This window comes from Brachybacterium endophyticum, assembly GCF_003130585.1.
In the GTDB taxonomy this organism is placed as follows: Bacteria; Actinomycetota; Actinomycetes; order Actinomycetales; family Dermabacteraceae; genus Brachybacterium; species Brachybacterium endophyticum.
This window is the reverse complement of the sequence record NZ_QFKX01000002.1, coordinates 163,841-187,073: the sequence shown is the minus strand read 5'-3', so window position 1 is coordinate 187,073 and position 23,233 is coordinate 163,841. Positions and strand designations below refer to the sequence as shown.

19 protein-coding genes are annotated in these 23,233 nt (G+C 69.9%); 12 read left to right on the top strand and 7 right to left on the bottom strand.

Annotated elements, in window-relative coordinates; all coding sequences use genetic code 11:
• The first annotated feature begins 1,093 nt into the window (after positions 1 to 1,093).
• Entirely contained in the window at positions 1,094 to 1,687 is a 594-nt protein-coding gene (locus tag DEO23_RS05245; protein ID WP_133249841.1) for a hypothetical protein, read from the top strand.
• A 75-nt stretch (positions 1,688 to 1,762) separates the two neighbouring features.
• Here DEO23_RS05245 and DEO23_RS05240 read toward each other — a convergent pair whose 3' ends face one another.
• Positions 1,763 to 2,323: a low molecular weight protein-tyrosine-phosphatase gene (locus DEO23_RS05240; protein ID WP_109274973.1), complete on the bottom strand. Its 561-nt coding sequence runs from the start codon at positions 2,321 to 2,323 to the stop codon at positions 1,763 to 1,765.
• 174 nt (positions 2,324 to 2,497) lie between these two features.
• On the opposite strand from DEO23_RS05240, the gene DEO23_RS05235 reads away from it, so the two are divergent.
• From DEO23_RS05235 to DEO23_RS16050, 5 genes are all read left to right on the top strand, one after another.
• Positions 2,498 to 2,983: a GNAT family N-acetyltransferase gene (locus DEO23_RS05235; protein WP_109274972.1), complete on the top strand. Its 486-nt coding sequence runs from the start codon at positions 2,498 to 2,500 to the stop codon at positions 2,981 to 2,983.
• Positions 2,980 to 4,044, top strand: coding sequence for an App1 family protein (locus DEO23_RS05230; protein WP_240613227.1), 1,065 nt, complete (start codon positions 2,980 to 2,982; stop codon positions 4,042 to 4,044). The genes DEO23_RS05235 and DEO23_RS05230 overlap by 4 nt, the downstream gene beginning before the upstream one ends.
• Positions 4,041 to 4,571 (top strand): GNAT family N-acetyltransferase, encoded by a 531-nt coding sequence (locus DEO23_RS05225; RefSeq protein ID WP_109274971.1) that lies wholly within the window; start codon positions 4,041 to 4,043, stop codon positions 4,569 to 4,571. Before DEO23_RS05230 ends, DEO23_RS05225 begins: the two co-directional genes overlap by 4 nt.
• A 9-nt stretch (positions 4,572 to 4,580) precedes the next feature.
• Positions 4,581 to 5,663 (top strand): aldo/keto reductase, encoded by a 1,083-nt coding sequence (locus DEO23_RS05220; protein WP_109274970.1) that lies wholly within the window; start codon positions 4,581 to 4,583, stop codon positions 5,661 to 5,663.
• Between the two features lie 364 nt (positions 5,664 to 6,027).
• The gene (locus DEO23_RS16050; RefSeq protein WP_165831734.1) at positions 6,028 to 6,633 is read left to right on the top strand and encodes a phosphatase PAP2 family protein; all 606 of its coding nucleotides are present in this window, start codon (positions 6,028 to 6,030) and stop codon (positions 6,631 to 6,633) included.
• Positions 6,634 to 7,103: 470 nt separating this feature from the next.
• Here the strand turns inward: DEO23_RS16050 and DEO23_RS05210 are convergent, their stop codons facing one another.
• On the bottom strand, positions 7,104 to 8,480 hold the full coding sequence (locus DEO23_RS05210) for a GntP family permease (RefSeq protein WP_109274968.1): 1,377 nt from the start codon (positions 8,478 to 8,480) through the stop codon (positions 7,104 to 7,106).
• 246 nt (positions 8,481 to 8,726) lie between these two features.
• On the opposite strand from DEO23_RS05210, the gene DEO23_RS05205 reads away from it, so the two are divergent.
• The 6 genes from DEO23_RS05205 to DEO23_RS05180 all read left to right on the top strand — a co-directional run bounded on the left by DEO23_RS05205 (position 8,727) and on the right by DEO23_RS05180 (position 16,420).
• Positions 8,727 to 9,434: a FadR/GntR family transcriptional regulator gene (locus tag DEO23_RS05205; protein WP_109274967.1), complete on the top strand. Its 708-nt coding sequence runs from the start codon at positions 8,727 to 8,729 to the stop codon at positions 9,432 to 9,434.
• Between the two features lie 305 nt (positions 9,435 to 9,739).
• A complete protein-coding gene (locus DEO23_RS05200) occupies positions 9,740 to 11,032 on the top strand; it encodes an acyl-CoA dehydrogenase family protein (RefSeq protein ID WP_109274966.1) in 1,293 nt (430 codons plus the stop codon).
• Entirely contained in the window at positions 11,025 to 12,788 is a 1,764-nt protein-coding gene (locus DEO23_RS05195; RefSeq protein ID WP_133249840.1) for an ABC transporter substrate-binding protein, read from the top strand. The genes DEO23_RS05200 and DEO23_RS05195 overlap by 8 nt, the downstream gene beginning before the upstream one ends.
• A gap of 23 nt (positions 12,789 to 12,811) precedes the next feature.
• Positions 12,812 to 13,879, top strand: a complete 1,068-nt coding sequence (locus DEO23_RS05190) for an ABC transporter permease (RefSeq protein WP_109274964.1) — start codon at positions 12,812 to 12,814, stop codon at positions 13,877 to 13,879.
• 4 nt (positions 13,880 to 13,883) lie between these two features.
• Positions 13,884 to 14,756: an ABC transporter permease gene (locus DEO23_RS05185; protein ID WP_109274963.1), complete on the top strand. Its 873-nt coding sequence runs from the start codon at positions 13,884 to 13,886 to the stop codon at positions 14,754 to 14,756.
• A complete protein-coding gene (locus DEO23_RS05180) occupies positions 14,753 to 16,420 on the top strand; it encodes an ABC transporter ATP-binding protein (RefSeq protein ID WP_205678875.1) in 1,668 nt (555 codons plus the stop codon). The genes DEO23_RS05185 and DEO23_RS05180 overlap by 4 nt, the downstream gene beginning before the upstream one ends.
• A gap of 18 nt (positions 16,421 to 16,438) precedes the next feature.
• On the opposite strand, the gene DEO23_RS05175 is transcribed toward DEO23_RS05180, so the two are convergent.
• From DEO23_RS05175 to DEO23_RS05155, 5 genes are all read right to left on the bottom strand, one after another.
• Positions 16,439 to 17,290, bottom strand: a complete 852-nt coding sequence (locus tag DEO23_RS05175) for an amino acid ABC transporter ATP-binding protein (RefSeq protein ID WP_109274962.1) — start codon at positions 17,288 to 17,290, stop codon at positions 16,439 to 16,441.
• Positions 17,290 to 18,285, bottom strand: coding sequence for an amino acid ABC transporter permease (locus tag DEO23_RS05170; RefSeq protein ID WP_165831733.1), 996 nt, complete (start codon positions 18,283 to 18,285; stop codon positions 17,290 to 17,292). Before DEO23_RS05170 ends, DEO23_RS05175 begins: the two co-directional genes overlap by 1 nt.
• Complete coding sequence (locus tag DEO23_RS05165) at positions 18,282 to 19,211, bottom strand: transporter substrate-binding domain-containing protein (protein WP_109274961.1); 930 nt, start codon at positions 19,209 to 19,211, stop codon at positions 18,282 to 18,284. Before DEO23_RS05165 ends, DEO23_RS05170 begins: the two co-directional genes overlap by 4 nt.
• A gap of 75 nt (positions 19,212 to 19,286) precedes the next feature.
• Positions 19,287 to 21,455, bottom strand: a complete 2,169-nt coding sequence (locus DEO23_RS05160) for an ABC transporter ATP-binding protein (protein ID WP_240613226.1) — start codon at positions 21,453 to 21,455, stop codon at positions 19,287 to 19,289.
• Positions 21,452 to 23,188, bottom strand: a complete 1,737-nt coding sequence (locus DEO23_RS05155; protein ID WP_109274960.1) for an ABC transporter ATP-binding protein — start codon at positions 23,186 to 23,188, stop codon at positions 21,452 to 21,454. Before DEO23_RS05155 ends, DEO23_RS05160 begins: the two co-directional genes overlap by 4 nt.
• Positions 23,189 to 23,233 lie beyond the last annotated feature (45 nt).

Here is a 23,233-nt window from a genome sequence, read left to right as displayed (position 1 = left end):
CCAAGGAATAGTAACGACTCGGCAAAGGCACCACGGACAACCCCCGCACAAACCCGCTCAAACCCTTCGTCAGGTCAGGACGAATACCGCTGACCTGCAAAGACGAAGCAAGCCCCGTGGGAAACGCCCGCCATGTATCGTTCCGCAGAGCATTGACCCCACCACGTGGGAACCCCGACCGATGACGGATCGCCGACCGGCGAGCCGCCCAGCGTGACGCGACGAGAGGAGGCGCATGCGACGCACCGCACACGTACGCACTGGACGTGACGCCCGCGCGGGCCGCATGCACCTGCGCGCCGCGTCCGTGATCGCGCTCGCTGCGCTCGGCGTGGGCCTCTCCCCCGCCATCGCGGACACAGCCTCGAGCACCCCGACGACCCAGGCGGTCGCCGAGGCGAGTGACAACAGCTCCTCGGACGCGGGGTCCACTGCCGAGGAGAAGGCCCCGACGCAGGAGCAGAGCGACGGGCTGAGTGAGACGACTCAACGGAAGTCGAACGGCCCGGAGAAGCCTCCGAAGGTCGAGCCTGAGGCCACGTCGGGGGGTAACGATCCTCAACAAAGCGAAAGTTCTTCGCCGGGCACTGGCACGCCTTCGAGCAATACACCTCCGAAGACTTCGAGTGACACGCCGCCGACGAGTGAGTCTCCGTCCGACGGAACTCCTACCGATCGCCCCACCCTTTCGCTCAACTCCGACGATCCTCTCGTTGCCGGAAATCCCGTGGAGGTCGAGGGAAGCCACTTCCCTGCCGGGGTGAAGGTCGCGGTCAAGTTGGAGAACCCACAGGGCGCCGTGCTCAAGACGGCATCTGAGAGCCCGAGCTCGAAGGGCTCGTTCTCCGCGAAGTTCCGAACTGATGCGGATGCGACGAAAGGTAACTACCGAGTCACTGCCACCTCAGGAAGCGGCGCTACTTCGAAGCCCGTGACCACGACGTTCGAGGTCACCAGTCCCGACGGCGACGAGCCCGAGACCCCATCGCCGACCACACCCGGAGACGACGACTCCGAGCCCCCGACCGCAACCGACCCCAGTGACGGCGGTGGCGAAGGTGGCGGCACGGGCTCACCGTCAGACACGGGCCGCGTGCCCCCGGAGGACGCGAGCAGCCCGTCGACCTCGGAGTCGTCGTCGTCCAGCAGCTCCTCGTCCTCGGCCACCCCGTCGGACGGGGGGTCCGAGAGCCCCTCGAACACCTCCGAGGTGCCGTCGTCCCCGACGTCGGACGATCGCTCTGACGAGATCGAGCTCGGCTCGCCGCAGGACGACGAGGAGACGAAGGCCCACGAGACGTCGGACGAGCCCACGAAGCAGCCCGAGGAGAAGTCGAAGGAGCCGACGGAGGAGAAGACCTCCGAGAAGCCCCAGCAGACCTCGGACCAGCCGACGACGAGTTCGGACGACGCCACGCAGGCGGCGGCGACCATCGAGGACGACAACACCTCGAGCGGCCCCACCACGGTGACCACCGCGGATGATGGCGGCGGCCCGCTGGTCAAGCTGTTCAGCTCCATCGGCGGTGAGGACTCCAGCGCCATGGGCCGCATCCGCCAGGTGTTCATCGTGACCCTGGGCGTCGCCTTCCTGACCGCGGCCGGGTTCACGGCCGCCTCCTGGCTGGGCCGCCGCGGCACCCACCGCGCCGCCGGGCTCAAGCAGATCTTCCACCGTCGCCACTGAGGCAGCGGACGAGTCTCGATCGGTCGAGGCCCGACGGGCCGAGGGTGACGCCGTCACCCGGTCAGCATCCCGCCGTCAGACCGTGCCGGCGGTTCCCTGCAGTCGCGCTGCGGCGCGGTCCACGGAGGCCAGCTGCGTCTTGAGGTAGACCACGAGCGAGGGCATCGAGCGGATCATCGCCAGCACCGTGCGATCGAAGGCCTTCTGGCCCTCGTACCAGGGGTCCGGCACCGCCATCTCCTCCTCGCGCGCGTTCGCGGGGACGACGGGATCGAACTGGCGCCACAGCAGCACGTCCGGATGCGCATCCTCGTCGGCGATCTGATCGACCTTGCGGCGGATGGTCGCGGCGTGCTCCGCCGTCATCGCGAGCACCAGGTCCCAGGTCACCAGCTCGGACTGGTGGACGGTGCGGGCGGTGTGCTCGAAGGGCTTCTCGTATCCCGCGCGCACCAGCGCTTTCACGGTGCGATCGTCCATCGGCATGCCCTCGGAGTCCCAGCTGGTGCCGGCCGACCCGACCTCGATCCGCTCCCCCAGCCCGGCCTGGTTCAGGCCCTGACGCAGGATGACGGCCGCCGCGGGGGAACGACACATGTTCCCCGTGCAGACGGTCAGAACGCGGAAATCGGGCACGGCGCCATTGTGACAGTCCGGGGAACCCTGCGCGGCCACACCTGGATATGGCAAGGTGGGACCGACCTCGGGGCGGCGACCGTACTGCTCGATGACCTCTCCCAGGTAGAATCGACAGCGGGTGAGCGCGGGGCCGCTCGTCCCGACGCCAACCCGAACGAACCGGAGGAGACCATGGTCGACATCATCCGTGCACGCGAGGACGACTGGTCACTCGTCCGCGAGATCCGGCTGCGTTCGCTCTCGACCGACCCCGACGCCTTCGGGCAGTCGTGGGAGCGGGAGAGCACCTACGACGACGACGCCTGGACGACCCGTGTGCAGGATGCGGCCTGGTTCCTGGCCCTCGAGAACGAGCAGCCCGTTGCCGTCGTCGCCAGCCGCCACGAGGCCGACTCCCCGGACAACGAGCGCGAGCTCCAGGCCATGTGGGTGACGCCCAATGCGCGCAAGAGCGGCATCGCCCAGAAGCTCGCCGAGGCCGTCTGCTCGTGGGCCAACGAGGACGGCGCCGACACCGTCACCCTGTACGTCGGCCCCGAGAACACCAGCGCCCGCAAGACCTACGAGGCTCTCGGCTTCGCCGACACCGGCGACCGCTGGGAGGTCGAGGCGGACGATCCTCGCTCCTCCTGGATCAAGATGTCGCGCAGCGTGTGACCCGCGTGCAGCCGGAGTCCGCGGCTCTGCAGCCCCACTGGTCCGCGAGGATCGAGGACGTCAAGAATGCCGCGGTCGCCGGCCTCCTGGACACCTTCGGGTGGGTGCTGCGGATCAAGCCGTTCACGGGCTTCGGCACCCCCGGCCGGGTCCGCGTGATCGCGCGCGTGCTGTGGGCACGCCCCACCGCCCCGTCGGACTACCATGACCAGCCGGTCTGGGACATGCGCTCGATGGCCGTGCGCGGATGGCGCAGCTTCCTCTCCCAGGTCGCACCCCACCGAGACGTGCGCATCGAGCTGGGTGACTCCGTCTTCCTCGCCCGCTCCGACCGTTCGGGGCTGCTGGACGTGCAGCTCGAGGCGGATCTCGAGCCCGGCGTGCACATCGCGCGGATCTCGACCACCTCGGAGAACGTCGTCACCGCCGAGGTGCACGTGCACAGCACCGAGGGCGACTTCGGCATCGTCAGCGACATCGACGACACGGTCGTCGTCACCTGGCTGCCGCGTCCGCTGCTGGCGTTCTGGAACGCCTTCGTCATACCGCAGACCTCCCGGCGCGCCGTGCCCGGGATGGCGAACCTCTACCAGCACGTCGCCCGGAGCAGTCCGTCGGCCCCGTTCGTCTACCTCTCCACCGGCGCCTGGAACGTGTTCCCGGTGCTGCAGCGCTTCCTGTACAAGAACGGCTACCCCGACGGACCGCTGCTGCTGACCGACTGGGGGCCGACGAACACCGGCTTCTTCCGCTCCGGCCGGGAGCACAAGGAACGCACCCTGGAGCAGCTGGCGCGGGAGTTCCCCGACACGAAGTGGCTGTTGATCGGGGACGACGGCCAGCACGATCCCGCGATCTACGCGGCCTTCGCCCGTTCCCACCCGCAGAACGTCGCCGCGGTCGCGATCCGCGAGCTCACCGAGAGCGAACAGGTGCTCTCGAGCGGCCTGCGCGCCCGGCGCCATCCCGATCTGCCGGCCGACTCCGACGTGGTCTGGGTGCAGGGACCCAACGGCCATGCCCTTCTGCACGCCCTGCGCCGAGAGGACCTCATCCCGTGACCGCCCCCGACGCCTCCCCGCGAACCGCACCGGCGATCCGCGAGGCCGGCCCCGCGGACGTCGACGCGATCGTCACCGTGGTCAACCGTGCGTACCGCACCCAGGGCGGCTGGACCACCGAGGAGCACCTGGTGGGCGGGGACCGCGCCGCAGCGGCCGACGTGCGCGCGGCGATCGAGGACGACGTGCACCTGCTGCTGGTCGCCGAGCGGGACGAGAGCATCGTCGGCTGCTGCTACACCGAGCTCCACGAGGACGGCGCCGAGCTCGGGCTCTTCGCCGTCGACCCCACCGTGCAGGCCGGCGGCGTCGGCGGTGCGTTGATGGAGGAGCAGGCCAGACGTCGAGCGGCGGAGGGCGTGGCGCGCCTGAACATCCGGGTGCTCGAGTCCCGGCCGGAGCTGAAGGCCTGGTACGCGCGGCGCGGCTTCGTCGCCACCGGCGAGACGGTGCCGTTCGCCGGGAACGAGGCGGACCTGAAGGTCGTCGGACTGCGCATGGCGGTGATGGTGCGCGAGCTCGCCTAGGCTCGTGCCATGAGCACCGATGCCCACTCGCCCTCCCCCGATCGCTCAGAGACCTCTGCCGATCGGCACGACCCCGCCCCCGATCGGTACGATCCCTCCCCCGATCGCTACGAGACCACCGCCTACCGTCGGGTCGGCGATTCGGGGCTGCGGCTCCCGCCGATCTCGCTGGGCTTCTGGCAGAACTTCGGCGAGGAGCGGGACCTGTCGGACCTGCGCGCGATCGTGCGCCGCGCCTTCGACCTGGGCGTCACGCACTTCGATCTCGCCAACAACTACGGCCCGCCACCCGGCAGCGCCGAGACCAATCTGGGCCGCATCCTCGCCCAGGACTTCTCCGGTCTCCGTGACGAGCTGGTGATCTCCTCCAAGGCCGGGTACGGGATGTGGGAGGGCCCCTACGGCGACGGCGGCTCCCGCAAGTACCTGCTGAGCTCGCTGGACCAGTCCCTCGCACGCCTGGGCCTGGAGTACGTCGACATCTTCTACCACCACCGTGAGGATCCCGAGACGCCGCTCGAGGAGACCATGGGAGCGCTCGCCCATGGCGTGCGCTCGGGCAAGGCCCTGTACGCGGGGATCTCGAACTACTCCCCCGAGCACACGCGCGAGGCCGCCCGCATCCTCGAGGGCCACGGCGTGCCGCTGCTCATCCACCAGCCGTCGTACTCGATGTTCAACCGCCACGTCGAGAACGGACTGCTGGAGACCGCTGCCGACCTGGGCATCGGGCTCGCCGTCTTCTCCCCGCTGCAGCAGGGCCTGCTGACCGGCAAGTACCTCCAGGGCGTGCCCGCCGACTCCCGGGCCGGCGGCTCCTCGCCGTTCCTCAGCGCCGAGCAGACCGAGAACGAGACCTACCTCGAACGCGTCCGCGGCCTCTCCGCGATCGCTGAGAGGCGCGGGCAGAGCCTTGCCAGGATGGCCCTCGCCTGGGTGCTGCGGCATCGGCAGGTCAGCACCGCACTGGTGGGGGCCTCGAGCGTGCGTCAGCTGGAGCAGAACGTTCAGGCCGCGCAGGACAGCGAGTTCACCGATGCCGAACTCGCCGCGATCGACGAGTTCGCGGTCGACGGCACCGGTCGCCGCTGAGAGGTTCACGCTCGATAGGGCCGGCCGACGCTCCGTGCTCATCGGTCGCCGGAACCGGTCGAGCGTGAACACGCCACGGCCGTCGAGACATTGGTTGAGCGTGAACACGCCACGGCCGTCGAGACATTCGACAGTGAACTTTCCGCTGTCGACGAAAGTGGTCGGTGCTGAACGTTACGACGCTCTCACCTGCAGGTGTTCACTGAGAAGATCGTGTGCGAGATGCCACCGACCCCTCGAGACGGCGAGGCCGCGATGCAATGATCGGGGCGTGCTCACCAAGGATCAGGACAGGCAAACCTCGCCCGCGGCTCTTCCGCGCGGCGGTGCCCGAGCGCGTCCTCTCGAGGAGGATCGGCGACATATGATCGTCCGCGCCCTGATCGCCGCGACCTCGATCGCGATGTTCTTCGTGGTCTATCTGCTCTCCGGCTGGTACGGGCCGACGGAACGCCTGGACCTCGCCATCCTCAGGATGCTGGAGATCCACGGGACCCCTGTGCTGCTGTGGGCCGTCTCGGTGCCCTCGCTGATGCTGTGCAGCATCGTGGTGGTCCTGATCGCCGTGCGCCGCAACAAGGCGATGCTGGGCGTGCGGGCCTTCGCGATCCTCGCGGCCTGCAACGTGCTGGGTCAGGTCCTCAAGGACTTCGTGCTCGAGCGCGACGCGATCGCGACGAGCCAGGGCAACTCCTTCCCCAGCGGCCACATGATCGCCTTCGCTTCGGTGGCCCTGGCCCTGTGGATCGTGCTGCCTCACGTGATGCGCGGCGTCTACACGGTCGTCGCCTCCCTCCTGCTCAGCGTGGTCGCCTTCGAGCTGGTCCACTACGGGTGGCACCGCCCCAGCGACGTGATCGGCTCGATGCTCCTGGTCACCGCCGTCGGCGCGATCGGGGGCGCTGCCAGCGCGAGCCGCGAACGCCACCGCGAGGAGGAGCCCCAGCCGATCCTCCCGCCGGGGGCGTAGAGGCAGCGAGGCCACGCCGGCCCGCCGGCCCGCGCAGTCGCCTGCCCGCGCCGGCCCGCCTGCCGCGCAACCACGCACTCGCGCACCCGTCTATATGACAGTTCCGTGCCGAGAACCGACGTTCTTGGCACGGAACTGTTATAAAGACGGGGTGACTGCCACAGACCGGGCGACTGGGCCCGTAACAGGGCAGCGGTGGCACTCGGCGCGGGTGACTGTGCCGGGTGACGTCCGGTAGTGGCTGGCCAGCTGGGCGGAACGCGACACCACGAGTCCGGCCCCTCCGACCCCTCTATAGGAGAGTTCCGTGCCGAAAACCGACGGTTCTGGCACGAAACTCTCCTATAGAAGGGGTGGCTAGCCGAGGTGGCCAGACGGGGTGGCCGGACGGGTGCCAGGCGCGGCGACCAGACGGGGCCAGCCGGGGCGGCCAGACGTCGCGTCCCACCCAGCCGCCCCGAGCCGCCCGATCAGAAGATCGCGTAGACGACCAGCACGAATGCGAAGCCGACCAGGGACTCGATGGCCTGCTGGACGGTCCACGTCTTCAGGGTGGTGGTGACGTCCATGTTCATCAGTCGGCCCACGAGCCAGAAGCCCGAGTCGTTGACGTGTCCGGCGAAGACCGAGCCCGCGGCGGCGGCAAGGGTGATCGCGGCGGTGTCCACCGCTCCGAAGTCCCCGGCGATCACTGCCGGGGAGAGCAGTCCGCCGGTGGTCACCAGGGCCACGGTCGCCGACCCCTGTGCCAGGCGCAGCGCGAGGGCGATGACGTAGGCGGCGACGATGATCGGCATGCCCCAGGAGTTCAGCGTCGAAGCGAGCGCATCGCCGATGCCGGAGGCCTGCAGGACCGCGCCGAACATGCCGCCCGCGCCGGTGATGAGCATGACCGAGGCGACCTGGCCCAACGTGGATTCCACGAGCTTCTCGAGGGCCGAACCGGACTGACCGCGGAACTTTCCGAGCACGAGCATCGCCACCAGGACGGTGATCAGGAGCGCGACGGGCGAGTTGCCCAGCAGCCGCAGGCCCTGCACCCAGACGGCGTCGGAGTCGACGACGCCGGCAGTGCCCAGGGCGTCCAGGCCCGTGTTGAGCAGGATCAGCACCAGTGGGAGCGCGACCACGCCCAGCACGGTGCTCACCTTCGGCGGGGTCGCGGGCTGGTCCTCGTCGGTGCCGAAGAGATCGGGGACCAGCAACGGCGTGCGCTTGTTGGCGACGGTGGCCCACAGGTAGCCGGAGACGAACCAGACCGGGAAGGCGATGACGAGACCGACCAGGAGCACGACGCCGAGGTTCGCCCCGAAGAGATCGCTGGCCGCAACGGGCCCCGGGTGGGGCGGCACGAAGACGTGCATGACCGAGAACGCCGCCGCGGCGCTCAGCCCGTACAGCAGCAGGTTCTTCCCGCCCAGGCGTCGGGCGACGGCGAAGATGATCGGCAGCATCACCACCAGTCCCGCGTCGAAGAAGATCGGGAAGCCCAGCAGCAGGGAGGTCAGGCCCAGGGCGAACGCGGCGCGCTTCTCGCCGAACCGCGCGACCATCGCCTCGGCCACGACCTTGGCGCCGCCGCTGGATTCGATGAGCCTGCCCAGCACAGCGCCGAAGCCGATCAGCAGTGCGACCTCGCCGAGCGTGGAGCCGAAGCCGTCCACGAGCACGTCGACGAGCTTGCCGGTGGGGATGCCGGTGGCGAGGGCGGTCAGCAGCGAGACCAGGACCAGCACCAGGAAGGCGTGCAGCCGCACCTTGATGACCAGGAACAGGATCAGCGCGACGGCGACCGCCGCGATGCCGAGGAGAGGCCCGGCGCCCAGGGTCTGGGACCAGTTGTCCATGCGGATTCTCCGTTGAATGCGTGAGGGGAAGCGTGAGCGGCGCGACTGGCGCAGCAGACGGTGTCGCGACGGCGCGAGGCTCGGTGACGACCGACGGCGCCCGATCAGCGGGCTCACCCCAAGGTACTATTAATCGCGCGCTAAGATAGCACCATTGCGAGTCGCTCTGGGCGCACGATCGTGCTCCGTCACGGCAGGGGATCATCGGCCCGGAGCAGCGCAGCCCTCGACGACGAAGGAGACGCGATGCCCGCTGGTGTGCATCAAGGAGTCCTGGAGGATCTGGGACGTCGGATCGCGATCGGCGATCTGCCCGAGGGGTCCGTGCTCACCCTCTCGGGGATCGAGGACGACTGCGGCGCGTCCAGGACCGTCGCCCGGGAGGCCGTCCGCGTGCTCGAGTCGCTCGGCATGGTCGAGTCCCGCCGACGAGTGGGCATCACCGTCCAGCCGCGTCGGCAGTGGGACGCTTTCTCCCCGCGGCTGATCGACTGGAACCTGAGCGGGCCGTTCCGCCAGAGCCAGCTGGAGGCCCTCGCCGAGCTCCGCGTCGCCGCCGAACCGATGGCAGCCCTGCTCGCCGCCCGTCGCGCGAGCGTGACGCAGAAGGCGGAGCTCCGCCGACTGGCGGACACCCTCGTGGATCTCGGCGAACGCGGCCTCGGCGACTCCGACGAGTACCTCCAGGCCGACGTCGACTTCCATGGGCTGGTGCTCGAGTCCTCGGCGAACCCGCAGCTCGCCACGCTCGACGGTCCGATCCGGTCCGTCCTGCTCGGACGCAATCGGCTGGGGCTGACCCCCTCCACCCCCGTCCCCGGCACCCTCGAGGAGCACGTGCGCGTGGCCACGGCGATCGCCGATGGTGACGGCGAGGCCGCGGAGGCCTGCTCCCGCTCCCACATGCACACCGTCTGGCAGGAGCTCTCCTCCCCCGGCGCCTGGGACGCCTGAGGCTGCTCGCGCCTCGCGGCGCGTCGCCTGGGCTCGCAGCGCCCTCACCCTCGCTCGCGAGACCCGCGCCTCCCATCTGCGATCCCAGGTCTTCTGCGTTCTCAGGTCTTCACAGAACTACAGGACGAACGCCCGCGCTCGTACGTTGAACGGGTCCACGGATCCCGCAGAACGGGGTGCCCCGGGCGTCTGCGGTGGTCAGCCGCGTATCCGGGGGTGTGGTCGCGACCGCGCTGATCCCGGTTGCCCCCAGGGCTCCTCGGATCGAATCGACGACCTGCTCACTCGAAAGGTGCCGCATCCCGATGCCCGACACCGGCCATGATCCTCGCCCCTTCGACCACGAGGCCTGGGACGCCCTGCTCGCCGATGCCGCCGAGCACGTCCGCTCGCGCGAGACGGAGCACGAGCTGCCTCGCGACCTCCTGGCCCGTGCCCTCCGACTCGGCTTCGGACGCGTCCGCGTCCCGATCTCGCACGGAGGATTCGGGTGGTCGCTCCGGGAGACCTTCGAGCACCTGGTCGATCTGGCCGCTGCCGACTCCCATCTCGCCCACGTCTTCCGCGGCCACTTCGTGCTGCTGGAGGAGGCGGCCGCCTTCGCCGACCCGGCCGTGCGGGACCGCTGGTTCTCCCGCGCGGTCGCCGGTGAGTTCATCGGCAACGCCCAGTCCGAGAAGTCCGAGACCCTCGACGTCGCGACGACACTGACCCGGGACGGCGATCAGTTCCTGCTCAACGGCACGAAGTACTACACCACCGGCAGCATCTACGCGGACTGGATCGATCTCGCGGCCAAGGCCGAGGACGGCGAGACCGTGATGGTCGCCGTCGCGACCGCCCAGAACGGCGTGACGTGCGAGGACGACTGGGACGGCTTCGGCCAGCAGCTCACCGGCACCGGCACGACGCACTTCGTCGACGCCCGCGTCGACCCCCGGCACGTGCGCGGCATCGAACGCTCCACCGCCTGGGGCCAGCTCCGACAGGGGCTGTTCCAGCTGGTGCTGCTCGCGGTGCTCGCAGGCGTCGGCCAGTCCGCGCTCCGTGAGGCCGTGACCTACGTGCGCGGCAGGCACCGCCTGTTCGGTCGCCTCGACGTCACCGAGGTCCGGGAGGACCCACTCGTCCAGGACACGATCGGGTCCGTGTCCTCGGCCGCGTTCACGGCACGCACCCTGGTGATCGCTGCGGCGCAGCAATGGGACGAGATCCTCGAGCGACATCGCGCGGGCAGCGCGACGGAGGGCGACTTCCGTGGCGGCAAGCGGGACGTCTACCGCATCCAGGGCGAAGTCATCGACCGCGTGCTGACCCTGACCACCGAGATCTTCGAGGTCGGCGGCGCATCCCAGGTCTCCTCGGCCCGCGGCTTCGACCGCTTCTGGCGCCACGCCCGCACGATCGCCTCGCACAACCCCGTGAAGCAGCGTCGACGGCTGATCGGCGCCTACGAGCTCGGGGTCGAGGAGAGCGCCGAGCAGTTCGGGGACGTCGCTCCTCCGACCCCTGCGCCCAGGGCCGACGACCCCCGGGCCCGAGTCGGGGCAGGTGCCGGAGCCGGTGCCGGTGCCGCAGCCGGAGCCGGTCATGCATGAGGACCGGTACGCCGCGGCCGGCGGCGCCGCATCGCGAAGTCGTCGGTGGGACAGCGGTCCGCAGCGTCTCGAGGCGGCCCTCTCCGAGGCGCACGACCAGGAGCGTCGGATCCGACGACGCAGGCTGCTGGGCGGGGGCGTCGCGGCCGTCGCAGCGGCCGGCGGCCTGACCACCTGGGGTCTCGCCTCCCACAGCGATCCGAGCAGCGCCGCGGCTCCGTCGGCGTCGGATCGTCCCGTGCGCGGGGGCACCCTGGTGTACCTCGACGCCGAGTCCAGCCGATCCACCCAGCCGCAGGCCGCCGGGACCTGGCAGGACTCCGCCTACCTCGAGAACATCACCGACCGCCTGGTGTGGAAGGACCCGGAGACCGGTGAGATCCAGCCCTACATCGCCGAGAGCTGGCACGTCTCCGAGGACGCGACGACGTACACCTTCCGCATCCGCGAGGGCGTCACCTACTCCGATCACACGCCGCTGGACGCCGCGAGCGTGAAGCGCAACCTGGAATGGCAGGCCCGAGGGGACGAGCGCAACGGGATCCAGCCCTCCACAGAATGGCCCCGTCCGACAACGATCACGAGCGAGGGGTCCACGGTCACCGTGCGCCTGCGCGCCCCCTACAACGACTTCCTCGACGTGCTCTCCGGCTGGGGTGCCTCGCTGGTCGCGGACCGGACCATCAACGCGCCCCTGGAAACCCAGCAACAGATCACCGGGATCATCGGCAGCGGACCCTTCGTCGTCGAGAGCGAGAAGTACGGCGAGCGGATCGTCTTCGCCCGCCGCACGGGCTACGACTGGGCACCACCGGGCCTGCGTCAGCAGGGCGAGGCGCTCCTCGAACGCGTCGAGGTGCACGCGGTGACGGACGATACGACGCGCCTGGGCACGCTCCGCTCGGGTGAGGCCGACGCGATCCGCTACATCCAGCCGGCCGACGAGCGGAACCTGGCCGACGAGGACGGCTTCCAGGTGCTCGCCGCGCAGGGCATCGGCGCCACCAACCAATGGCACCTCCGGCAGTCGATCCCCGCTCTCCAGGACGTGCGGGTGCGGCGGGCGCTGCAGGTCGGCATCGACCGGAAGACCCTGCTCTCCGACCTCTACACCGACAACTGGTCGGTCGCACGGAGCGTCGTCACCGAGGACACCGTCGGCTTCGTCGACCAGGAAGAGCGGCTCGCCTTCGACCCGGACACGGCGAACGGGCTGCTCGACGAGGCGGGGTACGACGAGCGGGACGACGAGGGGTACCGCACCAAGGACGGCGAGCGCCTGTCCCTTGTGACCGTGATCGACGTCTACGACGCGACCGCGAAGCCGCTCTACCAACTCGTCCAGTCCCAGCTCAAGGAGCTCGGTGTCCAGCTGATCCTCCGCGACGCCGACTACTCGCAGGTGTCCGAGGCCTACGCGGCGCCGGATGTGGCGATGGTGCGCTCGGGCTGGCCGTACCCGGCGCCCTGGGCGACCCTGCGCACGATCTGGGAGACGAGCCGCACCGATGACTTCGCGATCGAGGGCGGGGACCCTGCCCTGGACGAGCTGCTGGCGGACCAGGCCACCGCGAAGGGCGAGCGCGCGCGGGCCTCGGCGCTCGCGGACCTGCAGGAGTACGTGGTCGCGAACGCCTACACCATCCCGCTGCTGAAGGACTCGCAGATCTTCGCGGCGAAGAACGACGTCAACGGGCTCTCCTGGAGCGCCGAGGCCCGGCCGCTGTTCTACAGCACCTGGCTCGACCGGCCATGACCTCCCCCGGAAGGACCTCGACCATGCTCGCACGCACCAGATACGTCCTCACCCGGATCCTCCAGGCCCTCCTGGTCGTGGCGGTGACCTACGTCCTGACCTACTGGGTCCTCTTCGCGCTGCCCGGCGACCCGGTGAAGAACCGTCTGGACAATCCGCAGAACCCGGTCCCACCGGATCAGGCGCGGGCCATCATCGAGTACTACAACCTGGACGAGCCCGCCATCACGCAGTTCGCCATCACCGTCGGCCGACTGCTGCACGGCGACCTCGGTTACTCCCTGGGCACGGGCCGTGCCGTCAGCGATCTGGTCCTCCAGGGACTCGGGTCCACCGTGGTCCTCGCCCTGGTCGCTCTGGTCGTCGCGGCCGTGATCGCAGCCGTCGTCGGCACGCTCGCCGTCTTCGCGCCCTGGGAGGCCGTGCGTCGCCTGGCACGGCTGGTGCCCGGCCTGTCGCTGGCCACACCCAGCTTCCTGATCGGGTTGTTCCTGCTGCAGATCTTCTCCTACCAGCTGGGCTGGGTCTCCGCGCTGAAGACCGAGGGAGCATCGACCGTCGTGCTCCCCGCCATCACGCTCGGCATCTCCGTCAGCCCCGCCATCACGCAGGTCCTCATCCAGGGACTGACCGAGGCGAGCGGCCGCCCCTTCGTCAAGGTGCTCCGCTCCCGCGGCCTGTCCGGCGGGGCGATCGTCGGCCGGCACGTCTTCCGCAACGGGTCCATCCCCGCGCTGACCCTTCTGGCCCTGACCATCGCGGACCTCATCGCGGGGTCGGTGATCGTGGAGTCGGTGTTCAATCGTGCCGGCCTCGGCTACGTGACCGAGCAGGCGGTGCGCTCGCAGGACGGCCCCATCGTGCTCGCCGTGGTGCTCCTGGCCTCCAGCCTGTACACGCTGATCAACCTCGCCACGGACCTGCTCTACCCCGTCATCGACCCGCGGATCGGCATCGCGGAGCCGCCGGGGCGCCCGGCCCGTCGGACCCCCGCGCCGGTCTCGGCCCGTGCGGCCGCCGACGCACCCGAGCCCGCATCCGCATCCGCATCCGCATCCGCATCCGCATCCGCATCCGCAGAAGGAGCGTGACCCCATGACCGTCGCCACCCGTGCCTCGGCTCCCGCCGGTGCGCGCAGAGCACCGCGCACCGGCCGCGGCCTCCCCGCGATCGGCGCAGCGGATGCCGCCGCCGTCCTCTTCCTGGTCCTGCTGCTGATCGCCCTGATCGCACCGTCCCTGCTCGCGCGGGCCGATCCCCTGGCAGCAGCGGATGGGCAGGGCCTGCTCGCCCCGTCCACCGCCCACTGGTTCGGGACCGACTACCTGGGGCGCGACGTCTACACGCGCGTCGTCCACGGAGCGCGGGCCTCTCTCAGCGCGTCTGCCGTGGCGGTCGCCGTCGGACTGGCCGGGGGTCTCACCCTGGGAGTGGTCTCCGGCTACCTGGGCGGGGTCGTGGACTCGGTCATCAGCCGGCTGATCGATGTGCTGCTGTCGGTCCCCGGCCTCCTGCTGTCGATGGTCATCGTCGTCTCGCTCGGGTTCGGTGCGGTGAACGCGGCCATCGCCGTGGGCATCTCCTCCATCGCCAGCTTCGCGCGGGTGACGCGATCCGGGGTGCTCACCCTGCGCTCCTCGGGGTACGTGGAGGCGGCGCAGCACCAGGGCGCCTCCCGTCTGCGCACCCTGGCCCACCACATCCTTCCCAATGCGGTGGGGCCGGTCGTCTCGCTGATCCCCCTGCAGTTCGGGGGCGCGATCGTCTGGATCTCCTCGCTCAGCTTCCTGGGGTTCGGCGCGGTCCCGCCCAGCCCCGAGTGGGGGCTCCAGGTGTCCGAGGGCCGGCAGTACCTGCTCTCGGCGCCCTGGCTGCTACTGGCTCCGGGAGTGGTGATCGTGCTGACCGTGCTGTCGGCGTCGCATCTGCAGGGCCTGTGGGAGAAGATTCGGAGGACGAGCAATTGAGCACCGTCAGCACCGAGGAGGTCGGCGTCCGGCCGCTCCCTCCCGTGACCACCCCACCCGCCATCGCCGTCGACCGGCTCAGCATCGGATATGCGGGCCGAGGGCGCGTGGCCCGCACGATCGACGACGTCTCGTTCACCGCGCCGGCCGGCCGAACGACCGCCCTGGTGGGCGAATCGGGGTCGGGGAAGACCACCATCGCCTCGGCCATCAGCGGACTGCTGGCCGAGAACGCCCGCTGGCTCGGTGGCAGCGCCGCGTTGCACGGAACCGACGTCTCAGGGCTGAGCGCGCGGGCCTGGCAGGCCTTGCACGGTCGGATCCTGGGCTACGTCCCGCAGGATCCGCTCGGCTCTCTCGACCCGCTCCAGACCGTGGGCGCGCACATCACGGAGTCCGTTCGTCAGGCGCAGGCCCTCTCCACCCAGGACGCCCGCCGCCGTGCGCGGGACCTGCTGGAGACGGTGCACGTGGCCGACGTGGACCGCAAGCTCCGCTCCCACCCTCACGAGCTCTCCGGCGGCCAGCTGCAGCGGGTGCTGATCGCGGGCGCCCTGGCCGGGAACCCGAGCGTGCTGATCGCGGACGAGCCCACCTCGGCTCTCGATGCGACCGTGCAGAAGCGGGTTCTCGACCTCCTCGAGGAGCTGCGGGAGGAGCTCGACCTGTCGGTCCTGCTCATCACCCACGACCTGTCCCTCGCCGCCGAGCGCAGCGACCATGTCGTGGTGCTGCGCGGAGGTGTCGTGGTCGAGCAGGGTGAGTCCGATCGGGTGATCGCGGCCCCGTCCTCGCCCTACACGCGGGAGCTGTTCCGCGACGTCCCGTCGCTCACGCCCGAGAGGTACGCGGCGAGCCGTGAGCAGCTGCGCGCCCACCGCGATGCCGTCGAGGACCGCTCTCCCGCGATCGCGGTCTCGGGACTCACGAAGTCCTTCGGCGGTCCCTCCCCCGCGCTGGAGGGCGTGGATCTGAGCGTCCGTCGCGGGGAGATCCACGCACTAGTCGGCGAATCCGGGTCGGGCAAGACCACGTTGGCGAGGATCATCGCCGGACTCACCTCCTTCGACGCCGGCACCGTCCGGGTCGGCGACGCCGAGCGTCCGCGGACGCCTCACGTCGTGAACCCCGATCCCGGCGCCCTGCAGCTGGTGTACCAGAACCCCCTGGCGGCGCTCGACCCGCGACTGAGACTCGTCGATCTGGTCGCCGAGCCGCTGCGGATCCGGGGGACGGCGAAGGCCGCGGCGCGTGCGAGCGCGACCGACGTGCTGCAGCGCGTGCGGATCCCGGAGAGCCTGTCCTCGCGCCGCATCGGCAGACTCTCCGGCGGTCAGCGCCAGCGGGTCGCGATCGCGCGCGCCCTGGTGCTCTCCCCCGGCGTGCTCGTGCTGGACGAGCCGACCTCGGCGCTCGATGTGACGGTCCAGGCCCAGATCGTCGATCTCCTCTTCGAGCTGCGCGCGGAGAACCCGGACCTCACGCTCGTGGTCATCTCACACGACCTCGGACTGGTCCGGCAGATCGCCGACTCGGCCACCGTCCTGCAGCGCGGTCAGGTGGTCGATCACGGCCGGATCGAGGACATCTTCGGGGACGCGACGTCGGAGTACACGAAGCGCCTGATCGCGGCGATCCCGTCACCTCCGCAGGTGCTGGTCTGAGCACCTGCACCGCCGCCGTCACAGCACGGAGGCGAGGAATCCCTGCAGACGCTCGGACGTCGGGTGGTCGATGACCTGGTCCGGGGTGCCCTGCTCGAGGATCTGCCCGTCGTCCATGAAGACGACCTTGTCGGCGACCTCGCGCGCGAAGCCCATCTCGTGGGTGACCACGACCATCGTCATGCCGCCCTCGGCGAGCTCCTTGAGCACCGTGAGCACCTCGGCGACCAGCTCGGGGTCCAGCGCCGAGGTGGGCTCGTCGAACAGCATCAGCTCGGGCTCCATGGCCAGGGCGCGGGCGATCGCCACCCGCTGCTGCTGGCCGCCGGAGAGCTCGGAGGGGTAGTGCTCGGCGCGGTCGCCCAGACCCACCCGTTGGAGCAGCGCGAGGGCCTCCTCCCGTGCCTGCTCCTTGGAGCGACCCAGCACGTGCACGGGCGCCTCCATGACGTTCTGCAGAGCCGTCATGTGCGGGAACAGGTCGAAGCGCTGGAAGACCATGCCGATCCGCGCCCGCTGACGGGCGATCCGCTTCGGGGAGAGCTTCTGCCAGCGCCCGTCGGGCAGTGGCTCCTCCTCGTACCCCTGGGTGACACCGGCGATGCGCACCCGGCCGGCCGTGGGCTCCTCGAGCTGGTTGATGCAGCGCAGCAGCGTGGACTTGCCGGAGCCCGAGGGGCCGATCAGCACGGCGACCTCCCCCGCTTCGACCGTCAGGTCGCAGTCCTTGAGGACGTGCAGGTCGCCGAAGGCCTTGTGGACGCCCTGCAGCTCGATGAGGGCGGGGGCGTCGGCCCGGTGGGTGTTGGTCCCGGAGCTGCTCCGGTCCGCCGTCCGATCCACCGTCTCGTCCTGGGGGCTCTGGCTCATCACTGCTCCACCTCCGGCAGGGAGTTCTTGGGGGTCGTCGCGGAGCGGTTCACGGCCGCCTGGCGGGCGCGGCGCCCGCGCTTGGCGGGGCCGGCGCCGCCGGGGCGGTCGTCGAAGCCGCGGCCGAAGTAGCGCTCGAGGTAGTACTGGCCCACCATCAGCACGCTGGTGATCGCGAGGTACCACAGGGCCGCGACGATCAGCAGCGGGATCGGCGCGTACAGCTTGTTGGCGATCGCGTTGGTCGCGAAGGTGAGGTCCAGGGTGAAGGGCACCGCGAGGACCAGCGAGGTGGTCTTGAGCATCCCGATGGTCTCGTTGCCCAGCGGCGGCACGATTACGCGCATGGCCTGCGGGATGATGATCCGCCGCAGGATCTGGCCATTGCCCATGCCCAGCGCCTTCGAGGCCTCGCTCTGCCCCTTGTCCACGGAGTTCAGTCCCGAGCGGATGATCTCGGCGAGGTAGGCGCCCTCGTTCAGGGCGAGGCCGACAACGGCCGCCCAGAACGCCGGGAAGTAGTCACGGGTGGAGAAGGAGAACCACTCCGGGCCGAACGGGATGCCGAGCGCGATCTTCGGGACGATCACCGTGAACAGCCCCCAGAACACCAGCTGGGTGTACACCGGGGTGCCGCGGAAGACGAAGATGTAGGCCCAGGAGACGCCGCGCAGCACGGGGTTCTCGCTGCGGCGCATGATCGCCGCGGTCAGGGCGATGACAGTGCCGAGAATCATCGCCAGCACGGTGATCAGCAGCGTCCACCCCACGCCCTGGACGACCTTGACGTCGAGGATGTACTCGGCGACCGTCGGCCAGTCGAAGACGGGGTTGGTGACCAGGAAGTTCGCGAGCGCCAGCACGAGCAGCACCACGATGACGGCGCTGATCCAGGTGCCCGGCCGCGGGCTGCGCTTGGCGCGGATGCGACCGGGGATCGGGTCGGCGCCGCGACGGGCGGGCGCGAGGGCGGGGTCGCTGCTGGCTGTGCTCACTGCGGGTCCACTTCCGAGGTCTTGATCATGCCGGAGGCGTTGCCCCAGGCATCGAGGATGTCGTGGAGGTCGCCGGAATCGATGAGGTGCTGGACGGCGCCCTGGAGGGCCCGGGCCAGCTCGGGCTGGTCCTTGGAGACCACGATGCCGTTGAGCGCGGAGTCCTCGATGGCCCCGATCTGCTCGAGGGTGCCGTGGGACTTCTCCACGGCGTAGGCGACCACCGGGGAATCGCCGATCAGCACGTCGGCCTTGCCGCCCGCGGCGGCGGTCGCGGCGTCGGCGTTGCCCACGTAGGGCTGGTCGATGACGCCCTTGCCTCCGTCCTTGCGGCAGGCCGCATCGCGCTCGGCCACGACGTCGTCCATGTAGGTGCCGACCTGGTGGGCCACGCGGGTGCCGCACAGGTCGGGCGGGGTGATGCCGTAGGGGTTGCCCTTCTTGACGGCGTAGGCCATGCCGGCGGAGAAGTAGGAGACCATCGAGACCTGCTTCAGACGGTCCGGATCGATGGTGAAGCTCGAGATCCCGACGTCGTACTTGGAGCCGATCGAGGGGATGATCTGCGCGAACACGGCGGATTCGGTGTGGGTGTCCAGTCCCAGCACCTTGCCGACGGCCGCCAGGATGTCCATGTCGTAGCCGACGGCCTCGCCGCCGGATCCCACGAACTCCCCCGGCGCGTAGTTCAGGGCCGCGCCGTTGACGAGCGTGCCCCGCTCGCGGATCTCCGCCGGCACCAGGTCCGCGAGATCGTCCTGCTTCCGGATGCCCGAGAGGTCGATCGTGGGGATCGCGTTGCTCTGCGCATCCAACCTCTCCGAGGCGTGGGTGCAGCCGCCCAGCGCGGGCGCCGCGAGGGCGGCACCGAGGGCGACCGGCAGCGAGCGCAGCACGGTGCGCCGACGGGGGCGGGACGGGATCACGGATGGAAGTTTATGCACGGCTATGCATGACAACAAATCGGTGTGGTGCGGGTCCCACGACCGCCGCACGGCCCCTCACATCCCCGGAACGATGCCGCCGGTGGAGGTGGACACGGGCTCACCCTGCTCCTCCTCGGCATCGGGATCCGCCACCGCCCCCTCGAACTGGGAGCGGTAGAGGCGGGCGTAGGCACCGCCCTGCTCGAGGAGCTGATCATGGGTGCCCTGCTCGACGATGTCCCCGGCTTCCATCACCAGGATCAGATCCGCGTCGCGGATGGTGGAGAGGCGGTGGGCGATCACGAAGGAGGTGCGACCCGAGCGCAGACGGTTCATCGCGTTCTGCACGAGCACCTCGGTGCGGGTGTCCACGCTCGAGGTGGCCTCGTCCAGGATCAGCAGGCTGGGCCGCGCCAGGAACGCGCGGGCGATGGTCAGCAGCTGCTTCTCCCCCGCGCTCACGTTCGAGGCGTCGGAGTCCAGCACCGTCTCGTACCCCTCGGGCAGGTGGCCCACGAAGTCGTCGACGTGGGTGGCCTTCGCGGCCTCGATGACCTCCTCGTCGCTCGCGTCCAGCCGGCCGTAGCGGATGTTCTCCATGATCGTGCCGTTGAACAGCCAGGTGTCCTGCAGGACCATGCCGGTGCGTTCGCGCAGCTGGGTGCGGGTGAGGTCGCGGATGTCGACGCCGTCGATCGTGATCCGGCCGCCGTCGATCTCGTAGAAGCGCATCACCAGGTTCACCAGCGTGGTCTTGCCCGCGCCCGTCGGCCCGACGATCGCGACCGTGTGCCCGGGCTCGGCGACCAGGGAGAGGTCGCGGATGAGCTCGCGCTCGGGCGTGTAGGAGAAGCGCACGTGATCGAACTCGACGCGTCCCTCCCGGATCCGCGAGGCGGCGTCCAGGGAGGTCGGATCGGGCCGACCCTCGGCGTCGCGGGCGGAGTCGGGCTCCTGCTCCTCGGCGTCCAGCAGCTCGAAGACCCGCTCGGCGCTGGCCACGCCGGACTGCAGCATGGTGGCCATCGAGGCCACCTGGCTGAGCGGCTGGGTGAACTGGCGGGAGTACTGGATGAACGCCTGCACGCTGCCCAGCGACATGTCCCCGCCGATCACCTTCAGGCCGCCGACGATCGCGATCGCGACGTAGGTGAGGTTCCCGGCGAACATCATCAGCGGGCCGATCAGCGAGGAGACGAACTGGGCGCCGAAGGACGCCTTGTACATCTCGTCGTTGCGCGCCTCGAAGCTGCGCGAGACCTCGCGGCGACGTCCGAAGACGTTCACCAGCTCGTGGCCGCTGAAGGCCTCCTCGACCTCGGCGTTGACCTTGCCGGTGGCATCCCACTGCTGCTGGAACAGCTTCTGGGAGCGCTTGCCCACCAGCCCCGTGATGAGCGCGGCGAGCGGGATCACGCACAGCGCGATGAGGGTGAGCTGCCAGGACAACGTCAGCATCATGACGATCACGCCGAGGACCATCAGCAGCGCGTTGACCAGCCCGGTCAGCGTGTTGATGAGGGTGTTCTGGATGTTGTCGATGTCGTTGGTGACCCGCGAGAGGATCTCGCCGCGGCGCTGACGGTCGAAGTAGGCCAGCGGCAGCCGGTGCAGCTTCTCCTCGACCTCCCGGCGCAGGCGGTAGACCATCCGGAAGATGATGCGGTTCAGCATCACGCCCTGCAGCCACTGGAACAGGCTGGAGACGACGTAGATGCCGACGACGAACCACAGCACCTCGTGCAGGGCGGAGAAGTCGATGCCCTGGCCGGGGGTGAGGTCCATGCCCGAGAGCAGATCGGCGTAGGTGTCCTCGCCGCGGGCGCGCAATCCCTCGATGATCTGGGCCTTGCTGGCGCCGGCCGGCAGCTGCTTGGAGATCGCGCCGGAGAACACGATGTCGGTGGCCCGCCCCAGGATCTTCGGGCCGACGACGGCGAGGCCGACGCCGATCACGCCGAGCAGGATCCCGAGGATCGCGTAGATCTTCTCGGGGCCGATGGTGCGGATCAGGCGCAGCGCCGAGGGCCAGAAGTTCTTGGCGCTCTGGCCGGGGCGCAGGCCGCGCTCGGCATCCTTCTCCGCGCTGATCTCGGCGGCCTCGCCGGCCTCGTCGCCCACTGCGGCAGCGGGGGTCTTCGCACGCGTCGTCGAGTCCGGCTCCGTCGAATCGGGCTCCGTCGAGCCCGGCTCCGTCGAGCCCGGCTCCGTCGAGTCCGGCTTCGTCATGTCGTCGGCGTTCATGCGACCACCTCCTCTGCGCCCTGGGAGCGGACAATCTCCTGATAGGTCTCGTTGCTCTCGAGCAGCTCGGCGTGGGTTCCGGAGCCGACGACCTTCCCGTGCTCGAGCACGAGGATCAGGTCGGCCGAGGTGATGGTGGTGACGCGCTGAGCGACGATCAGCACGAGCGCATCGCGGGTCTCGGGGGCCAGCGCCGCACGCAGTCGCGCGTCGGTGGTGAGGTCGAGGGCGCTGAACGAGTCGTCGAACAGATAGATCTCCGGCCGGGCCACGAGCGCGCGGGCAATGCACAGGCGCTGGCGCTGGCCGCCGGAGACGTTCGTGCCGCCCTGGGCGATCGGTGAGTCCAGCCCCTCGGGCATGGCGGCGACGAAGTCGCGGCCCTGGGCGACGGTGAGGGCGTGCCAGAGCTCCTCGTCGGTCGCGTCGGGCCGCCCGAACCGCAGGTTCGTCGCGACGGTGCCGGAGAACAGGTAGGGCCGCTGGGGCACCAGGCCGATGCGGTCCCACAGCACCTGCGGATCCAGCTCGCGCACGTCGACCCCGTCGACCCGGACGCTGCCCGAGCTCGCGTCCATCAGGCGCGGGACGAGGCTGAGCAGGGTGGTCTTGCCCGAGCCGGTGCCGCCGATGATCGCGACGGTCTGCCCGGCGCGGGCGGTGAAGTCGATGTCGGAGAGCACCGGGGTCTCGGCGCCGGGGTAGGTGAAGGAGACGTGCTCGACGCTGAGGTCGCCGCGTCCCGTGACCTCGGTGATGCCGTGCTCGGGGACGGTCACGGAGGTCTGGGTGGTCAGGACGGCGTCGATGCGTTCGGCCGAGACCATGGCGCGCGGGATCATCATCGTCATGAAGGTCGCCATCATCACCGCGATCAGGATCTGGATCAGGTAGGCGATGAACGCGGTGATCGAGCCGACCTGCATGGTCCCGGACTCCACGCGCGGGGCGGCGAACCACAGCACCAGCACGCTCGAGACCTGCAGCAGGAACATGATGATCGGGTTGATCAGGATCATCAGCAGGCCCACGCGGCGGTTGGTGTCCGTCAGCAGAGCGTTGGCGTCCTCGTAGCGCTCGCGCTCGAAGTCCTCGCGGGTGAAGGCGCGCAGCACGCGGATGCCGGTGATCTGCTCGCGTAGCACCTGGTTGATGGTGTCGATGCGCTCCTGCATGACCCGGAACAGGGGCGCGGCGCGGGCGATCAGGAGGCCCACGGAGACCAGCATCAGCGGCACCATCACCGCGATCAGCCAGGCCAGGCCCGCCTCCTCGCGCAGCGCGAGGACGATGCCGCCGATGCCCGTGATCGGCGCCTGCACGAGGAACTGCAGCGAGAAGAACGTGAGCATCTGGACCTGCTGCACGTCGTTCGTGGAGCGGGTGATCAGGGAGGCCGGCCCGAACTCGTTGACCTCATGGGCCGAGTAGGTCGCGACCTGGTCGAACACGCGGCTGCGCAGATCGCGGCCGACGCTCATGGAGGCGCGCGCGGCCTGATGGTTCGCGATCACCACCGCGAGGATGTTCCCGAAGGTCACGACCAGCATCCAGGCGCCCAGACGCCAGATGGTCGGGATGTCACCCTGGGCGACGCCGTCGTCGATGATGTCGGCGTTCAGGGTGGGGAGGTAGAGGTTGGCCAGCACTCCGAGCAGCTGGAAGATCACCACGACGATGATCGAGATCCAGTACCGGCGGGCGGCCGAGAGGACGAGGCGCAGCAGAGTCACAGGGGTCCTTCGGCGGGATCGAGGCGATCCGGTGCGCGGACTGCC

Coding starts and splice junctions, on each gene's coding strand:
- DEO23_RS05235 (WP_109274972.1), top strand. CDS start 2,498: ATGGTCGACATCATCCGTGCACGCGAGGACGACTGGTCACTCGTCCGC.
- DEO23_RS05220 (WP_109274970.1), top strand. CDS start 4,581: ATGAGCACCGATGCCCACTCGCCCTCCCCCGATCGCTCAGAGACCTCT.
- DEO23_RS16050 (WP_165831734.1), top strand. CDS start 6,028: ATGATCGTCCGCGCCCTGATCGCCGCGACCTCGATCGCGATGTTCTTC.
- DEO23_RS05210 (WP_109274968.1), bottom strand. CDS start 8,480: ATGGACAACTGGTCCCAGACCCTGGGCGCCGGGCCTCTCCTCGGCATC.
- DEO23_RS05205 (WP_109274967.1), top strand. CDS start 8,727: ATGCCCGCTGGTGTGCATCAAGGAGTCCTGGAGGATCTGGGACGTCGG.
- DEO23_RS05200 (WP_109274966.1), top strand. CDS start 9,740: ATGCCCGACACCGGCCATGATCCTCGCCCCTTCGACCACGAGGCCTGG.
- DEO23_RS05195 (WP_133249840.1), top strand. CDS start 11,025: ATGCATGAGGACCGGTACGCCGCGGCCGGCGGCGCCGCATCGCGAAGT.
- DEO23_RS05190 (WP_109274964.1), top strand. CDS start 12,812: ATGCTCGCACGCACCAGATACGTCCTCACCCGGATCCTCCAGGCCCTC.
- DEO23_RS05185 (WP_109274963.1), top strand. CDS start 13,884: ATGACCGTCGCCACCCGTGCCTCGGCTCCCGCCGGTGCGCGCAGAGCA.
- DEO23_RS05175 (WP_109274962.1), bottom strand. CDS start 17,290: ATGAGCCAGAGCCCCCAGGACGAGACGGTGGATCGGACGGCGGACCGG.
- DEO23_RS05160 (WP_240613226.1), bottom strand. CDS start 21,455: ATGAACGCCGACGACATGACGAAGCCGGACTCGACGGAGCCGGGCTCG.